Below are 15,124 nucleotides of genomic sequence, written 5' to 3' on the forward strand. Positions count from 1 at the left end.
GGTCGGCCAGACCGGTAAGATCGTTGCGCCGGATCTGTATATCGCGGTGGGTATTTCTGGTGCCATCCAGCACCTGGCGGGCATGAAGGACTCCAAGGTGATCGTCGCGATCAACAAAGACGACGAAGCGCCGATCTTCCAGGTGGCGGACTACGGCCTGGTAGGGGATCTGTTTGAGATCCTGCCGGAGCTCGAGAGCAAGCTGTAAGCGGTTGAACAACTAAGTCCTAAAAGCCGACTTCGCCAGAAGTCGGCTTTTTTGTGCCGGGTCTATTAGGTAAACTGGCAATAGTTGACTAAAGTACTGGGGCAAAAGGTAAGAAAATCCACCCCGGTGGTTGAAAAAGCTGCGGGCCGACCGCACATAGGTAAGTGAAAGCAACGAAAGCCACTCAAGGAGATGATGATATGGCACATACATTACCCGAATTGCCGTACGCATATGATGCTCTCGAACCAAACATCGATGCGATGACGATGGAAATTCACCACTCTCGTCACCATCAAACCTACATCAACAACCTGAACGCCACGCTGGAAGGCACGGGTCTTGAAGATGTACCTGTTGAAGAGCTGGTCGCCAATCTAGATCGCGTTCCAGAAGCCAAGCGTCAAGCCGTTATCAATAACGGTGGCGGTCATGCCAACCACTCCATGTTTTGGCAAATGATGTCGCCTAACGGCGGTGGCAACCCTCAGGGCGATGTTGCAAAAGCGATCGATTCTGAGCTGGGCGGTCTGGAAGCCTTTAAAGAAGAGTTCAAAAAAGCCGCCGTTGGCCGTTTCGGCAGTGGTTGGGCATGGCTATCCATTACCCCTGAAAAGAAATTGGTGGTAGAAAATACCCTGAACCAAGATAGCCCGCTAATGCACGGCAACACGCCGTTGCTTGGTCTGGATGTGTGGGAGCATGCCTACTACCTGAAGTACCAGAATAAGCGTCCTGACTACATTGCAGCGTTCTTCAACGTTGTAAACTGGGAAGACGTTGAGCGTCGTTACCAAGCTGCGATTAGCTAAAATTGCTATGACCCGCTAGACGCGCCGGTTCATGGCGCTGTTAAAAACCGCCCACTTTTTAGTGGGCGGTTTTTTTGTTGCCTGGGATAGAGTGGGGCATTAGCTGTCAATATCCTGTGGATGAAAAATACCACATATGCTTGAATTGATTTTCACATGGTCTATATATAGTATGCGTTGTGTCTTCTAGAGGGGTCGGGCACTAGATGTGCTCTACCCGAAAAATGCCGCTATGAAAAGGGGATCATCCATGGAAATTCAAATTTATAGCAAACCAGCATGTGTTCAGTGCACCGCCACTTACCGTGCGCTAGACAAGCAGGGGCTCGATTACACCGTTATTGATATTACCGCTGAATCCGGCGCCCAAGAAGAAGTGGAAGCGCTGGGCTATCGGCAGCTTCCCGTCGTAGTCGTCGGCGAGGATCACTGGTCGGGTTTCCGCCCAGACCGCATTCAAGCGCTGGCGTAAGTCATCCAAATGCTGGCAAGTTGCGCACCTACACCCGTAGTCGGCACGTTGGTGTACTTCTCTACTAAATCAGGTAATACCCATCGTTTTGTAGAAAAGCTTGGTTTTACCGCAAAGCGACTGCCGCTGAATCGAGAAGAGCCTGTTCCACGTGTCACCCAGCCGTATATTTTAGTTACCCCCACTTACGGTGGGGGAAGTGAGCAGGGTGCGGTGCCCAAGCAGGTGATCCATTTTCTTAACGACACACATAATCGAAGCCTCCTGCGGGGGGTAATTGCAGCGGGAAATACCAATTTTGGCGAAGCGTATGGCCTTGCAGGCCGCATTATCGCGAAAAAGTGCAACGTGCCGCTGCTGTATCGATTCGAACTGTTTGGCACCGACGACGACGTGACCAACGTCCGCAAAGGAGTAGAAGAGTTTTGGAAACGACAAACCTAGCGCCGAAAGACTCAGCGCCGAAAGACTCAGTCTCGAACGACGTATCCACTAAAAGCGGCGAGGCCAAACGGCCAGCAGCGAAGACAGAAGCGCGCACGCTGGACTATCACGCTCTTAACGCCATGCTCAACCTGTACGGTGCCAATGGCGAGCTGCAGCTGGATAAAGATCGCGAAGCAGCACGCCAGTACTTTTTGCAGCACGTTAACCAGAACACGGTGTTTTTCCACTCGTTAGAAGAAAAGCTCGATTACCTGGTCGAAGAGCAGTATTACGAAGCCGAGATGCTGGCCCAGTACAGCTTCGCCTTTATCAAGGCGTTGTTCGAGCAGGCCTATGCGTATAAGTTTCGTTTCCCAAGCTTTTTGGGCGCCTTTAAGTACTACACCAGCTACACGCTGAAGACGTTCGACGGCAAACGCTATCTAGAGCGTTACGAAGACCGCGTCTGCATGGTCGCGCTAACCCTGGCGCGGGGCGACGAAACGCTGGCGAAGTCGCTGGTGGATGAAATCATTAGTGGCCGCTTTCAGCCTGCGACCCCCACCTTTTTGAACTGTGGCAAGCAGCAGCGCGGCGAGCTTGTGTCGTGCTTCCTGCTGCGTATCGAAGACAATATGGAGTCGATTGGGCGCTCCATTAATTCGGCTCTTCAGCTCTCCAAACGCGGCGGCGGCGTGGCGTTTCTGCTCAGTAATATTCGTGAGTCGGGTGCGCCCATCAAGCGTATCGAAAACCAGTCTTCGGGCATCATCCCGATTATGAAACTGCTGGAAGATGCCTTCTCCTATGCTAACCAGCTGGGGGCTCGCCAGGGGGCAGGGGCGGTGTATCTTAACGCTCACCACCCGGATATTCTGCGCTTTTTGGATACCAAGCGGGAAAACGCCGACGAGAAAATCCGTATCAAAACGCTCTCTCTGGGCGTGACGATTCCGGATATTACCTTTGAGCTTGCCAAGCGCAACGACGACATGTACCTGTTCTCGCCCTACGATGTAGAGCGTGTTTACGGCGTGCCATTTGGCGACATCAGCGTTACCGAGAAGTACCAAGAGATGGTCGCCGATGCACGCATCCGCAAGCACAAGATTAACGCCCGGGCGTTTTTCCAGGTGCTGGCCGAGCTGCAGTTTGAGTCGGGCTACCCATACATCATGTTCGAAGACACGGTTAATCGCGCCAACCCGATTGCTGGCCGTATCAACATGAGTAACCTGTGCTCTGAAATTCTTCAGGTCAATACGCCTACCGAGTATGACGACGACCTGGGTTATCGCCAAATCGGACAGGACATCTCCTGTAACCTGGGCTCCATGAACATTGCCAAGGTGATGGACGCAGGTGATATCGGTACCAGTGTGGAAATCGCTATTCGTGGTCTCACCGCTGTGTCTGAAATGAGTAACCTGCGCAGTGTGCCCTCTATTGCCGAAGGTAATGCCAAGTCGCGGGCGATTGGCTTGGGCCAGATGAACCTACACGGCTATCTGGCGCGGGAGCACATTTACTACGGCTCTGACGAAGGTTTGGATTTTACCAATCTCTACTTCTACTGCGTTGCCTTCCATGCGATTCGTGCGTCGAACCGTTTGGCGATTGAGCACAAAGAGTCGTTTGCGGGCTTTGCCGACTCTACCTACGCCTCGGGGACCTTCTTCGATAAGTACACCGACCAGGCGTGGCTGCCGCGCACCGATAAAGTACGCGGGCTGTTTGAGCGCAGCGGTATCGCGCTGCCGACCCAGGACGATTGGCGGGAACTGAAAGCGTCGGTGATGGCCCACGGTTTGTATAACCGTAACCTGCAGGCGGTACCGCCGACAGGGTCGATCTCTTACATCAATAACTCTACCTCCAGTATTCACCCGGTGGCGGCGAGAATCGAGATTCGTAAAGAGGGCAAGCTGGGGCGTGTTTATTACCCGGCGCCTTTCCTGGATGAAGCCAATTTTGACTACTTCCAGGACGCCTACGAAATCGGCCCAGAAAAGATCATCGATACCTACGCGGAAGCCTCGCAGCACGTTGACCAGGGCTTATCGCTAACGCTGTTCTTCCCAGACACCGCAAGCACACGCGATATCAATAAAGCGCAGATTTACGCCTGGCGCAAAGGCATCAAAACGCTTTACTACATTCGCCTGCGCCAGAGCGCGTTAGAAGGTACCGAGGTAGAAGGCTGCGTTTCCTGCACGCTGTAATGGGACTGCTTACTGCAGCTACGCCTTGTGTCTGTTATTGAGCATTCGTTTTTATAACCCAGCTTTTTATAAACAAGCTTTGCTAGCCCGGCTGTCATAGCCAGGCTCTCATAGCCGGGCTTTGAGAGAGTGATATGAACACCATGCAACGTTTATCGCGGGTTGATGCGATTAACTGGAACCGGCTTCAGGATGATAAAGACCTGGAAGTTTGGAACCGCTTGACCAGTAATTTCTGGCTGCCGGAAAAAGTCCCGCTGTCTAACGATATTCAGTCCTGGAACACTCTAACCGAAAAAGAAAAGCAGCTGACGATCCGCGTATTCACGGGCCTCACACTGCTGGACACCATCCAAAGCAGCGTGGGGGCACCGGTATTAATGGAGGATGCTCGTACTCCCCACGAAGAAGCGGTTTACACCAACATCGCCTTTATGGAATCGGTGCACGCGCGCTCCTACAGCTCGATTTTCTCGACGCTCTGTACCACCCGTGATGTGGACGATGCCTTTCGCTGGAGTGAAGAGAACCCCACGCTGCAGGCAAAATCCCAGCTGATTTTAGAGCGCTACCGCTCGGATGACCCGCTTATGCGCAAAGTCGCCAGCGTCTTCCTTGAGTCGTTTCTGTTCTACTCCGGCTTCTACCTGCCGATGTACTGGTCAAGCCATGCCAAATTGACCAATACCGCCGACCTGATTCGCTTGATCATTCGCGACGAAGCGGTACATGGCTACTACATCGGCTATAAATTCCAGCAGGCAATGGCGGAAGCGACGCCAGCGCGCCAGCAGGAGGTCAAAGATTATGCCTACGAGCTGCTGCTGGAGCTCTACGACAACGAAGTGCGCTACACCGAGTCACTGTATGACGAGGTAGGCCTAAGTGAAGACGTGAAAAAATTCCTTCACTACAACGCCAATAAAGCGCTGATGAACCTTGGCTTCGAGCCGCTGTTCCCCAGCAGCGTCACCGATGTGGATCCCACTATCATGGCGGCACTTTCACCCAACGCCGACGAGAACCACGACTTCTTCTCCGGCTCTGGCTCCTCTTATGTGATCGGCAAAGCCGTTGCCACCGAAGACGACGACTGGGCTTTCTAAAGAGAAGCTAATGCGGGTTTATGGCTAAGAAAGCAGTGCTGCTTGAAGCAGTCATTAAAAGCGGTAGTTCGAAAGAGCTGCCGCTTTTTTGTGTCTAAACGCGTACAGTTATATGAATCTTAATGATAAATATTGTCATTTATTATATTAGTGGTAGGCTAGGCAGCGTAAAAGTTAAACGCAAATCGTTCTAATACCCAATTAGTTTCTAGTAGGGCGGTGCCCGCCGCCCGCTACTCAGTGACGGAGAGTCGACGTGCTGAACAGGCCTTTCTTTGCCTTGCGTGGATGGTGGCTAGCGGGAGTGCTGGCCAGTGGCGCGCTGTTGGCAAGTGAACAAGCAGTGGCTCAAGCGGCCGAAAGTGTCGAAGCCCAGCAAACCCAAGCAGCGCTTCAGGAGCAGATTGATGCTGCTGATGAGCAGACCCGTGAACAGCTTGAAGAACTGCGCCGTCTGGAGCGTGAAACCCGCCAGCTGAAGGCTGATAACGCCTCACTTTCCGGGCGCTTGGCGGAAGAGGCCGAGCGTCAGCAGCGGTTGGCGACGGCGCTGGATACGCTGGAAGAGACCCGCGCAGCGCTGCCCGTGATCGAACAGAATATGGCCGAGCAGCTTAGCAGCTGGATTGAGCGTGACCTGCCGTTTTTACGTGAGGAGCGGTTGGCGCGGGTTGAGCGTCAACCCGATGAGCAGGGTCAAAACACCATTGAGCGTATTAATGGACTGCTAGAGGCTTGGCGCGTTGAGCTCGACTATGGGCAGGAGATGGATAGCTGGCGAGGGCGTTTAAGTCAGGATGGCCGCGAACGCGAAGTGGATTTCCTGCGCATCGGGCGTATCGGCTTTTATTACCTAACCCCCGATGGCCGTGAGGGCGGTGTGTGGAGCGCTGAGAACGGCGCATGGCAGCCGCTGGATGACGAGTACCTGCGTGAAGTGCGCAGTGGACTGCGTATGGCGGAAGATCAGCGCGCCCCGGATCTATTAACCTTGCCGCTCTCGATCAGTGCCAATGACCAGCAGGGGGAGCAACCATGAGTCGGCTAACACTTCGTCAATTGGGCTATGCCTGCGTTGTATTGGGACTGGTAGCGGTAAGTGGCGTATCAATGGCGCAAACCGAAAGCGCGACTTCTCTGCGTGAAGCCCGTGAGGCGGCTGAAGCGCGTGACCAGCAGCGGCTAATGAACTTTTTGGATGACCAGCAGGCGCTAGAGTCCGCGCTGGAAGAAGCGCGCGCCGAGCATGAAGATGCTCAGCAGCAGCATGAAGCACTACAGGCGCGGCAGGCAGAGCAAGCAGGTCAAGCCAGCGAGCTGAGCGAACGCCAGGCAGAGCAGGGCGAAGCGCTTTCGGGTCTGCTGGCCAATCTTGCCCGCCATAGCTCTGAGGTTCGCAACACGCTTGGCGAAGAGAGTCTATTAACCCTGGAGGAGGGTTCACTGCCGCCGCGTCTGGATGACGTGGAAGTGCTTGAGCGCCATCAGCTGGAATACGTGGTGGATCGCTTGGCAGCGTTAACCGCCCGCACCGGTCGTGCCGAGCGGCTTTCAATGCCAGTCGCCGATGCTAATGGCGAGGTGGCTGAACGTGAATTGATGCGGCTGGGCGATTTTGCGGCCTTTACCGAGAACGAGCTATTAGAGCGCGGTGAAAATGATGGCAACCTCGTGGTTCTACCGCGCACCCCCGATGCCATTGACGGGTTGCTGACGGATTACTACCAAGGCGAAAGCAGCGTCTTTGCCATTGATCCTACCCAGGGCAGCGTGCTCGAAGCCTTGGCCCAACAGCCCAGCCTTTGGGAGCGTTTCCAGCAGGGTGGCTATGTTGGCTACGTTGTCGTGGCGCTGGGTATTCTGGGCATGATCATCGGCCTAGGGCAGTATCTCTATCTAGTGCTGGTTAGTCTGCGCGTAAAACGTCAGCGGCAATCCCTTGATCAACTGCAGGACAATAACCCGCTTGGGCGGGTACTGCTACGCTTTGAAGGCATGGATAAACATCAAACCCCGGAGGCGCTGGAAGCGCGCTTGGATGAAGCGGTGTTGGCCGAGTTGCCCAGGTTAGAACGCAGCCAGCCGATGGTGAAGCTGCTTGCCGCGATTGCGCCGTTGCTCGGCTTGCTGGGCACGGTAACCGGCATGATCGTGACTTTTCAGGCGATTACCGTGTTTGGCACCGGCGACCCGCAGCTAATGGCGGGCGGCATCAGTCAGGCGCTAGTGACCACCGTACTGGGTCTGATTACCGCTGTGCCGCTGTTGTTTGTGCAGACCGCTCTGGCAGGCCGTAGCCGTTACCTAACCCATGTGATTGAAGGGCAGGCGAGCGCAACATTAGCAGATCATCTGGAATCTCACACACCCGTGGTGAATTGACATGTCCACTCTCCCTCTCTGGCTCGAACCCGTTGAGCGTTTAGTGGAGGCGGGTGGCGCGGTATTAGTGGTTCTCGCAATCGTGGCTGTATTGGTATTTGCCATGGCCATGGAGCGCTGGTGGTACTACCGGATTACTTGGCGTATAGCGCGTCGTCAGCTGCTGCGCCGCTGGGCGGCGCGCAGCGATCACACCAGTTGGAGTGCCCGAACACTGCGTCAAGTGTGGGCGGAGGCGCTGGTCGCCAGGCTGCGCAAACCCTTGCCATGGTTAAAACTATTAGTCGCGCTATGTCCGTTACTCGGGTTGTTAGGCACGGTGACGGGCATGATTAGCGTATTCGATAGCCTTTCATTAAGCGAGACCCATCAAGCCCGCGCCATGGCAGACGGCGTCGCCAGGGCGACGCTGCCGACCTTGACCGGCATGGCCATTGCCGTGGTGGGGCTGCTATTTATTAGTCGTTTAGAGCACGTCATCCGTCGTGAAGACCAGCGGCTGCATGATCGCTTGGCGCGGGCACTGGAGGAGAGTGATGCGTAGACGTCGTTCCATTGCTGCCACTGCTGAGAGTAATGAGGTGAATCTCACCCCCATGCTCGACGTGGTATTTATCATGCTGATTTTCTTTATCGTCACCACCAGCTTTGTCAAAGAGAGCGGTGTCGAGATTGAGCGGCCGGAATCCAGCGCCGCCACCCCGCGCCCGGACGCCCAGGTGCTTGTGGCGATTTCCCCGGAAGGCTCGGTGTGGGTAGATGGCAGTCCCGTGGATGCCCACCGGGTCGGCCAACAGGTCGCCGATATGCTGAGTGACGATGGTTCGGTGGTTATCCAGGCGGACCGTGAATCCACCACGGGCTTGCTGATCGAGGTAATGGATCGCCTGCGTGAGGCGGGCGTTGACCAAGTGGCGGTGGCGGCGAGTCGGAGCGGGTCATGATGCGCCACCTGCTGTCGTTGTTGGGAGGCGTGGTGCTAGCGGTGGGCTTGTTCTGGCTGCTGGCGCAGCTGGTTGCACCCCCCGAGCGGGAGCCCGAAGAGCTGACCATGAGCATGGCGATGACGATGGTTGAAGCGCCGGAGGTCGCCCCTGAACAGGAAGCGCCTACGCCTCAACCTGTAGAAGCCGCGCCACAGCAAGCGCCGCCGCCTATGCCCGCACCCGAGCCGCCTCCGGTAGCGGAAAGCACGATTAGTTTACCGGAAGCAGAACTGCCGGATGAGCCCGTTGAGCCTGTCGAAATGGACAGTGAGCTCCCCGAGCTTACCGAAGTTGAGCCGGAACCTGAGCCACAGCCTGAACCTGCTCCAGAACCAGCGCCGGAGCCTGCGCCGCGAGAGCCAGCGCCCGCCGCTACAACGGCTGAGCAGAGTCAAACTGCTGAGCGTGAAGCAGCCCCAGCGGCTGAGCCCTCTCCCTCTAACGAACCAGTGAGTGTTGGCCAAGCCACACCGACCAGTCGGGTGAATCCTAACTACCCTGCGCGCGCGCAACGGCGGGGTATGGAGGGTTTTGTGGAAGTGGCGTTTACGATTCGCCGCGATGGCAGTGTTGAGGCTTCCTCTATTCGCGTCACCAATGCGCAGCCGCGTCGTGTTTTTGACGATGCCGCACGGGATGCAATTAGCCAGTGGCAATTTGACCCCAGTGATCGGTTACGCAATGCCACCCAGCGGATCGAGTTTCAGTTGAGGTAGCGGAATGAAGCGTCTTTTATGCCTTTTATTATTAAGCATTTGGTCTCTCTCATCACAGGCCGCTCCTGCGCTGCAAGGCGATGTCATTGCTGACCTCAATGCATTGCAAAGCCAGTTAAAAGAGAGTCAGTCCCAAGAGGACGCGTTGGCTCAAGTCGTCGAGCGGGCCACTGCCCAGGCAGAGCGGTTGGCATCCGGCAATCAATCGGATCAATGGGCCAGCGCGCTCTATCAGCAGTTGGCGGCAGGTGCCTTGGCGCGTCAGGATCAGCACGCTGCGGCAGCGGATCGGCTGGCGATTGCCCGTGGCTTAAACGGTGTCGATAGTGCCCAAGCAGCCCGCTGGCTACGTGAGGAGGCCTCACTGCGCCGTGCTGCCGGTCAGCGTGATCAGGCCATTGAGTTGCTCAGTGAGTGGTTGTCCAATCAGCAGGACATTGATGCTGTTTGGCAGTTAACCCGCCTACTGGCACAGCAGGAGCGTTGGGAGGAAGCTGCCGATTGGCTTGAGCAGGCGCTTAATGAAACGCCAGCGCTAACTGAAGCGCAGCAGGCTCTGGCGCTTGCTGTGTTTCGCAATGCAGGGCAGGGTGATCAGGCATTGGGCTGGCTGCTGGGTGGTTTGAGTGCGCAAAGCGACGCCGCCGATTGGCGCCAAGCCGCCGGGCTTGCCCAGCAGGCTGGTCAGGCTGGGGTAGCTGCTGGCCTGTGGGAGACGGCGTGGCAATTAGGCAAGCTAACCGAACAGGAAGATTTCTGGCTGTTGATTCAGCTCCATCTAGCGGGCGGAACCCCCGCTAGAGCGGCAGAGCATTTAGAGCAGGCGCTGGATGAGGGTGATATTGTCAGCGATGAATCCCATCTGCGTTTGCTTGCCAACGCCTGGCGGCAGGCTAAAGATGTTGAAAAGGCCCTGAATGCCTGGCACACCTTAGCGCTGCATACTCAAGCTGCCGCCGACTGGCGAGCCTATGGCCAGCTCGCTTACGCCTGGGGTGAGGATGGGCAAGCGAAACAAGCCTTTGCCCGCGCCTCGTCGCTAGGTGACGAGGAGGCGGAGCAGTGGCTGTCCAGCTTTAACTAGAAAAGACTAGGTAGGTAGGGCTGTGTAGCAAGGACTACGGCTTAAGCGTGAGAGCGAAGTCGCTCCAGGTAGGCGCGTGATCAGAGGGTCGTTCCATGCCGCGCAGGTCGTAGTCGATGCCCGCGGCAGTAACCTGATCGGCTAGCGCTTTGGAGACTAAAATATAGTCGATACGCAGGCCGCGCTTGGGATCCTGGTTAAACCCTTTTGAGCGGTAGTCGAACCAGCTAAAGCGGTCATCGCTTTGTGGATAGCAGAGGCGATAGCTGTCGGTAAGCCCCCAGGCTTTAATGCCTTCGAGCCATTCGCGCTCAATGGGTTGAAAGCTGGTTTTGCCTTCGCGCAGCCAGCGCTTGCGGTTAGCGTCGCCAATGCCAATGTCCTGGTCTTCCGGCGAAATATTAAAATCGCCCATGATCGCCAGTCGCTCGTCAGGACGGTGCTGCTCGTTGAGCAATCGCGCTAGTTGGCCGTAAAAGCGCTCTTTATGGGGAAATTTGGTCGGGTGAGTAATGTTTTCTCCCTGAGGAAAGTAGCCGTTCCACACCGTTACTGGGTCGCCATCATCCGCCAGCAAGCGGACGCCAATCATGCGGCGCTGGGCGTCTTCCTCATCGTCGGGGAAGCCGTAAAAAACTTCAGTGGGCGCCTGGCGGCACATCAAGGCAACGCCGTAGTGGCCTTTTTGACCGTGATAAAAAACGTGGTAACCCATGGCTTCCACGTCGGCGATGGGGAACTCACTATCCTGCACCTTGGTTTCCTGAAGCCCAATCACGTCCGGCTGCTGAGTGTCGATCAACGCCTGTAACTGGTGAAGCCGTGCTCGGATGCCATTAATATTGAACGAAACCAAGCGCATTACGAGTCGTCCCCCTGAGGCTTGTTAGTGCCGCTATCAGTTTTATCAGGATGAATGGCAATATCCTGCCCGTTCTGCTGCCGGGCGAGTTTTCTCACCGCCTGAAGCTTGCGCTGCTGCTGTTTTTTAGCCACAAAACGGCGCGAAGGGGCGACTTGATCAGGGTTGTCATGGCGCCACTTTTTATAATCTTTACGCCGGCCGGTACGGATTGTCACCTTATCAGCCAGTGAACGAGTTTTTTTCTTACGCGTCATGTCGCGCTCCTTACGTCGATTTGACGGCTATTCTAACAGGCCTTGGGACTCCTTCGACAGCAGGACGCGCTCTTATCGCCAAGCCCTGGTACAATGCGCACTTCGTAATGCCAACTTCCACAGCAATGGACAGATAGACAGCCTATGAGCGAGTCGGAACAGACCACAGCACCGGCCCAGAACCGCAAGCCAAAACGCCGCCGTCGTAAACCGCGTCGTCGCCAGTCGAGCTGGGATCTTCGTCAGTTTCAGGTGCCCGCCGTGGCCGGCAAGTGGCGCTTTCATGACTTTGATCTGCCGCTGCCCTTAATGCGCGCTATTCATGCCCAAGGGTTTGAGTACTGTACGCCTATTCAAGCCGAGGCCCTGCGCCAAACGCTATTGGGTGGCGACATTGTCGGCAAAGCGCAAACGGGAACCGGTAAAACCGCAGCCTTTTTGATCTCTGTGATGGCCTACTTCCTGGAAGAGCCAACACCCAATGGTCAAAAGCCAGGCGCACCGCGAGCCTTGATTATTGCGCCCACCCGCGAGCTGGCACTGCAGATCGAAAAAGATGCTAAAGCTTTAGCACGCTTCACCCAGCTCAACGTGGCGAGTGTGGTCGGCGGTATGGACTACCAGAAGCAGCGTGAAAGCCTGGGCAGTAAGATCGATATTCTGGTGGCAACACCTGGGCGCCTGTTGGATTTTCATCAGAAGCGCGATATCGACCTCAATGAAGTCGAAGTATTGGTGTTAGATGAAGCCGACCGAATGTTGTCGATGGGCTTTATCCCCGACGTGAAGCGAATCATTCGCTACACGCCGAAGAAAGAGGAGCGTCAAACCTTCCTCTTCTCGGCCACCTTTACCGACGACATCTTGAATCTTGCCAGTCAGTGGACGCTGGATCCTGCCCACGTTGAGATCGAAGTGACCGTCGAAAATCAGGCGGACATCGATCAGCGCGTGTATTTGGTGTCTGATGACGACAAGCAGCGCTTGCTGGTTAATCTACTCCAGCAAGAGAGCTTTGAGCGTGTGATGGTCTTTGGTAACCGCCGTGATTTAGTGCGCAAGCTTGACGACCTGCTCAAAAAAGCCGGTGTCAGTGCTGCGATGTTGTCGGGGGATGTACCTCAGAATCAGCGTATCAAAACACTGGAAAGCTTTCGCGAAGGCGAAATTCAGGTGTTGGTCGCAACCGACGTTGCTGGCCGTGGGATCCACATTGAAGACGTCAGTCACGTCATCAACTACACCCTCCCGGAAGACCCGGAAGACTACGTGCACCGTATCGGTCGTACCGGTCGCGCTGGTGCCAAGGGTGTGTCGATTAGCTTCGTCGGTGAAGAGGATGCCTTCTCGCTGCCGGAAATCGAACGCTATATCAACGACAAGCTGCCCTGCGTACATCCGCCTGAAGGTATGCTCTAAGCCGCATGCTCGATACAGCCCTCAAAAGCGAGATTCAAGACGCTTACCGTCGCGTGGTGGACACACTTGAGCTGACCCCACGCTACGGACAGCGCATGATGATCGCCGAAATTGCCCGGACGCTGGGTAATATAGAGAGCGATGGCGAGGGTAAGCGAACCAGCGATACCCATGTCTGTGTACTCGAAGCAGGTACTGGTACCGGCAAAACGCTGGCTTATCTGATCGCCGCCTTGCCGATAGCGAAAGCGCGCGGCAAGCGGCTGATCATTTCCACGGCTACTGTTGCTCTTCAAGAGCAGGTGCTTAATCAGGATTTACCCTCTCTCGCAAGCCACAGCGGCATCGCCTTTCGCTATGCATTAGCCAAAGGGCGAGGTCGCTATGTGTGTGTGGCGCGTTTGGATCAGGCGCTCGAAGGTACTGAACCCAACCCGACGCTCTCGCTGTTTGAGCAGTCGCTGCAAACGCAAAGCAGTGACTTTACGGTCATTGCCAGCGATATGGCGCAAGCTTACGGCCAGGGCGAATGGGAAGGGGATCGTGATAACTGGCCAGAAGCGATTGACGATGCCCACTGGCGGCGGCTGACGGTTGATCATCGCCAATGCACGGGTAGGCGCTGCGGGCACTTTGGTGCCTGCGCGTTTTTTCGTTCCCGTCGTGAGCTTGAAAACGCTGATGTGATCGTCGCCAATCATGACCTTGTGTTGGCCGATCTAGCCTTGGGCGGTGGCGCTATTCTGCCTGACCCGGCGGACTGCATTTTTATCTTCGACGAAGGCCACCATCTGCCCGAGAAGGCGCTTTCCCATTTCGCCCACCGCTTTGCAGTACACGGCTGCTTGCGCTGGCTGAAAACGCTGAAAAGCAGTTTAACCGACCTTCACCAGGCGTTAGCCATTCAACCAACGGTGTCGCGGCTGTTAGTGAGCTTGCCGGAGCTGATTCATAACCTGGAACCCGCGCTGGGCGATGTGTTTAGCATGGGGCATCAACTGGCGGACCGGCCAAACGGCTTGGCCGACGAAGAGGCCACTCATCAATCGCGTTTTGAGAAGGGGCAAGTGCCCGATGCTCTTCGTGAGCAGGCGCAGCAGCTGTTGGTGATGTTTGCTTCACTGTCGCGCTGCTTGGAAAGCATTAGCGATATTCTGCGCGAAAGCCTTGATCCCGATAAGCAGACCGGCCTTGATCGAGAGCAGGCAGAAACCTGGCTGCCGCTCGTCGCGTTGCTTCATGGCCGAGCGCTAGAAGCGCATGCGTTGTGGCAGGCGTTTAGCGAACAGGATGTTGCTAACGAGGCGCCCAGCGCCCGTTGGATTACCCTAAGCCGTGTAGCGGGAGAGCCGGAAGTTGAGTTTTCGGCTAGCCCCGTTTCAGCCGCACATACCCTGGCCAAACATTTATGGGGTCGCTGTCACGGTGCGGTGGTTACTTCGGCTACCCTGACCGCTTTAGGACGCTTTGAGCGTCTACAGGAGCGTGCAGGTTTGGCGAATCGTTACCGCTATCAGGCGCTACCGAGCCCTTTTGATTACGCCAATGCGGTGCTGCGGGTTCCCAAAGAGGCCACCGACCCTGGTGACAGGGAGGCCCACGAGCGGGCGATTGTGACTTTTGTTTCGCAGTTGGCCGACAAAGAGGCGGCGCTGGTGCTGTTCTCTTCCCGCGCTCAGCTGCGGGCGGTCGATAAAGCCCTGCCCGCGAGTGTGAAGGAGCGCGTGCTCGCTCAGGATGCGCTACCTAAACGTGAGCTTATCGAGCGCCATCGGGCGGCGGTGGATAGGGGCGAGGGGAGTATCATTTTTGGTTTGGCGAGCTTTGCCGAGGGGATCGATCTTCCCGGCGACTATTTGACGCACGTGGTGATTACGCGGCTACCCTTTGCGGTACCCGATGACCCGGTGGGCGCTACGTTAGCGGAGTGGATAGAGAGCCAGGGCGGTAATGCGTTTATGCGCATTAGCGTGCCTGATGCGTCTATTAAGCTGGTGCAGGCCTGCGGGCGCTTGATTCGTAAAGAGAGTGATCGTGGGACAATCACCTTGCTGGATAAACGGGTGATTACCCGCCGTTACGGGCAAGCACTGCTGGACGCACTGCCGCCATTTCGGCGCGAAATTAGTCGCTAGCCGTTTACTCAATGTTCTGGGAAACAATCAAAAACCC

General features: G+C 56.0%; 16 protein-coding genes. 14 read left to right on the top strand and 2 right to left on the bottom strand.

The features are described from left to right. From QHL1GM_RS19600 to QHL1GM_RS01500, 12 genes are all read left to right on the top strand, one after another. Positions 1-208: electron transfer flavoprotein subunit alpha/FixB family protein (locus QHL1GM_RS19600; RefSeq protein ID WP_254795235.1), on the top strand; the 208-nt coding region annotated here is incomplete at its 5' end. Positions 209-408: 200 nt separating this feature from the next. Beyond that, a complete protein-coding gene (locus QHL1GM_RS01450) occupies positions 409-1,020 on the top strand; it encodes a superoxide dismutase (RefSeq protein WP_035578576.1) in 612 nt (203 codons plus the stop codon). Positions 1,021-1,270: 250 nt separating this feature from the next. Further along, positions 1,271-1,492 (top strand): glutaredoxin-like protein NrdH, encoded by a 222-nt coding sequence (nrdH, locus tag QHL1GM_RS01455; protein WP_008956787.1) that lies wholly within the window; start codon positions 1,271-1,273, stop codon positions 1,490-1,492. Between the two features lie 9 nt (positions 1,493-1,501). Then, positions 1,502-1,936 carry a class Ib ribonucleoside-diphosphate reductase assembly flavoprotein NrdI gene (nrdI, locus tag QHL1GM_RS01460; RefSeq protein WP_071692893.1) on the top strand — a complete coding sequence of 145 codons (435 nt, stop codon included), beginning with the start codon at positions 1,502-1,504 and terminating at the stop codon, positions 1,934-1,936. 98 nt (positions 1,937-2,034) lie between these two features. After that, on the top strand, positions 2,035-4,140 hold the full coding sequence (nrdE, locus tag QHL1GM_RS01465) for a class 1b ribonucleoside-diphosphate reductase subunit alpha (RefSeq protein WP_217648556.1): 2,106 nt from the start codon (positions 2,035-2,037) through the stop codon (positions 4,138-4,140). A 134-nt stretch (positions 4,141-4,274) separates the two neighbouring features. Then, entirely contained in the window at positions 4,275-5,246 is a 972-nt protein-coding gene (gene nrdF / locus QHL1GM_RS01470) for a class 1b ribonucleoside-diphosphate reductase subunit beta (protein WP_007114779.1), read from the top strand. A 256-nt stretch (positions 5,247-5,502) separates the two neighbouring features. Continuing rightward, on the top strand, positions 5,503-6,285 hold the full coding sequence (locus QHL1GM_RS01475; RefSeq protein ID WP_071692895.1) for a DUF3450 domain-containing protein: 783 nt from the start codon (positions 5,503-5,505) through the stop codon (positions 6,283-6,285). Continuing rightward, positions 6,282-7,628: a MotA/TolQ/ExbB proton channel family protein gene (locus tag QHL1GM_RS01480; RefSeq protein WP_071692896.1), complete on the top strand. Its 1,347-nt coding sequence runs from the start codon at positions 6,282-6,284 to the stop codon at positions 7,626-7,628. The genes QHL1GM_RS01475 and QHL1GM_RS01480 overlap by 4 nt, the downstream gene beginning before the upstream one ends. A gap of 1 nt (position 7,629) precedes the next feature. Then, the gene (locus QHL1GM_RS01485; protein WP_071692897.1) at positions 7,630-8,172 is read left to right on the top strand and encodes a MotA/TolQ/ExbB proton channel family protein; all 543 of its coding nucleotides are present in this window, start codon (positions 7,630-7,632) and stop codon (positions 8,170-8,172) included. Further along, entirely contained in the window at positions 8,165-8,572 is a 408-nt protein-coding gene (locus QHL1GM_RS01490) for a biopolymer transporter ExbD (protein WP_071692898.1), read from the top strand. Before QHL1GM_RS01485 ends, QHL1GM_RS01490 begins: the two co-directional genes overlap by 8 nt. Continuing rightward, positions 8,569-9,330, top strand: coding sequence for an energy transducer TonB (locus QHL1GM_RS01495; RefSeq protein ID WP_071692899.1), 762 nt, complete (start codon positions 8,569-8,571; stop codon positions 9,328-9,330). Before QHL1GM_RS01490 ends, QHL1GM_RS01495 begins: the two co-directional genes overlap by 4 nt. A 4-nt stretch (positions 9,331-9,334) precedes the next feature. Further along, positions 9,335-10,414, top strand: coding sequence for a hypothetical protein (locus tag QHL1GM_RS01500; protein ID WP_071692900.1), 1,080 nt, complete (start codon positions 9,335-9,337; stop codon positions 10,412-10,414). Between the two features lie 34 nt (positions 10,415-10,448). Here QHL1GM_RS01500 and xthA read toward each other — a convergent pair whose 3' ends face one another. Then, positions 10,449-11,276, bottom strand: a complete 828-nt coding sequence (gene xthA / locus QHL1GM_RS01505; RefSeq protein WP_071692901.1) for an exodeoxyribonuclease III — start codon at positions 11,274-11,276, stop codon at positions 10,449-10,451. Beyond that, the gene (locus QHL1GM_RS01510) at positions 11,276-11,533 is read right to left on the bottom strand and encodes a hypothetical protein (RefSeq protein WP_071692902.1); all 258 of its coding nucleotides are present in this window, start codon (positions 11,531-11,533) and stop codon (positions 11,276-11,278) included. The genes xthA and QHL1GM_RS01510 overlap by 1 nt, the downstream gene beginning before the upstream one ends. Before the next feature lie 144 nt (positions 11,534-11,677). Here QHL1GM_RS01510 and rhlB point away from each other — a divergent pair, with 144 nt between their 5' ends. Both rhlB and dinG read left to right on the top strand, forming a co-directional pair. Beyond that, positions 11,678-12,952 (top strand): ATP-dependent RNA helicase RhlB, encoded by a 1,275-nt coding sequence (gene rhlB / locus QHL1GM_RS01515; RefSeq protein WP_071692903.1) that lies wholly within the window; start codon positions 11,678-11,680, stop codon positions 12,950-12,952. Positions 12,953-12,957: 5 nt separating this feature from the next. Next, entirely contained in the window at positions 12,958-15,087 is a 2,130-nt protein-coding gene (dinG, locus tag QHL1GM_RS01520) for an ATP-dependent DNA helicase DinG (protein ID WP_071692904.1), read from the top strand. Positions 15,088-15,124: the final 37 nt, after the last annotated feature.

This window comes from Halomonas sp. QHL1, assembly GCF_001882345.1.
In the GTDB taxonomy this organism is placed as follows: Bacteria; Pseudomonadota; Gammaproteobacteria; order Pseudomonadales; family Halomonadaceae; genus Vreelandella.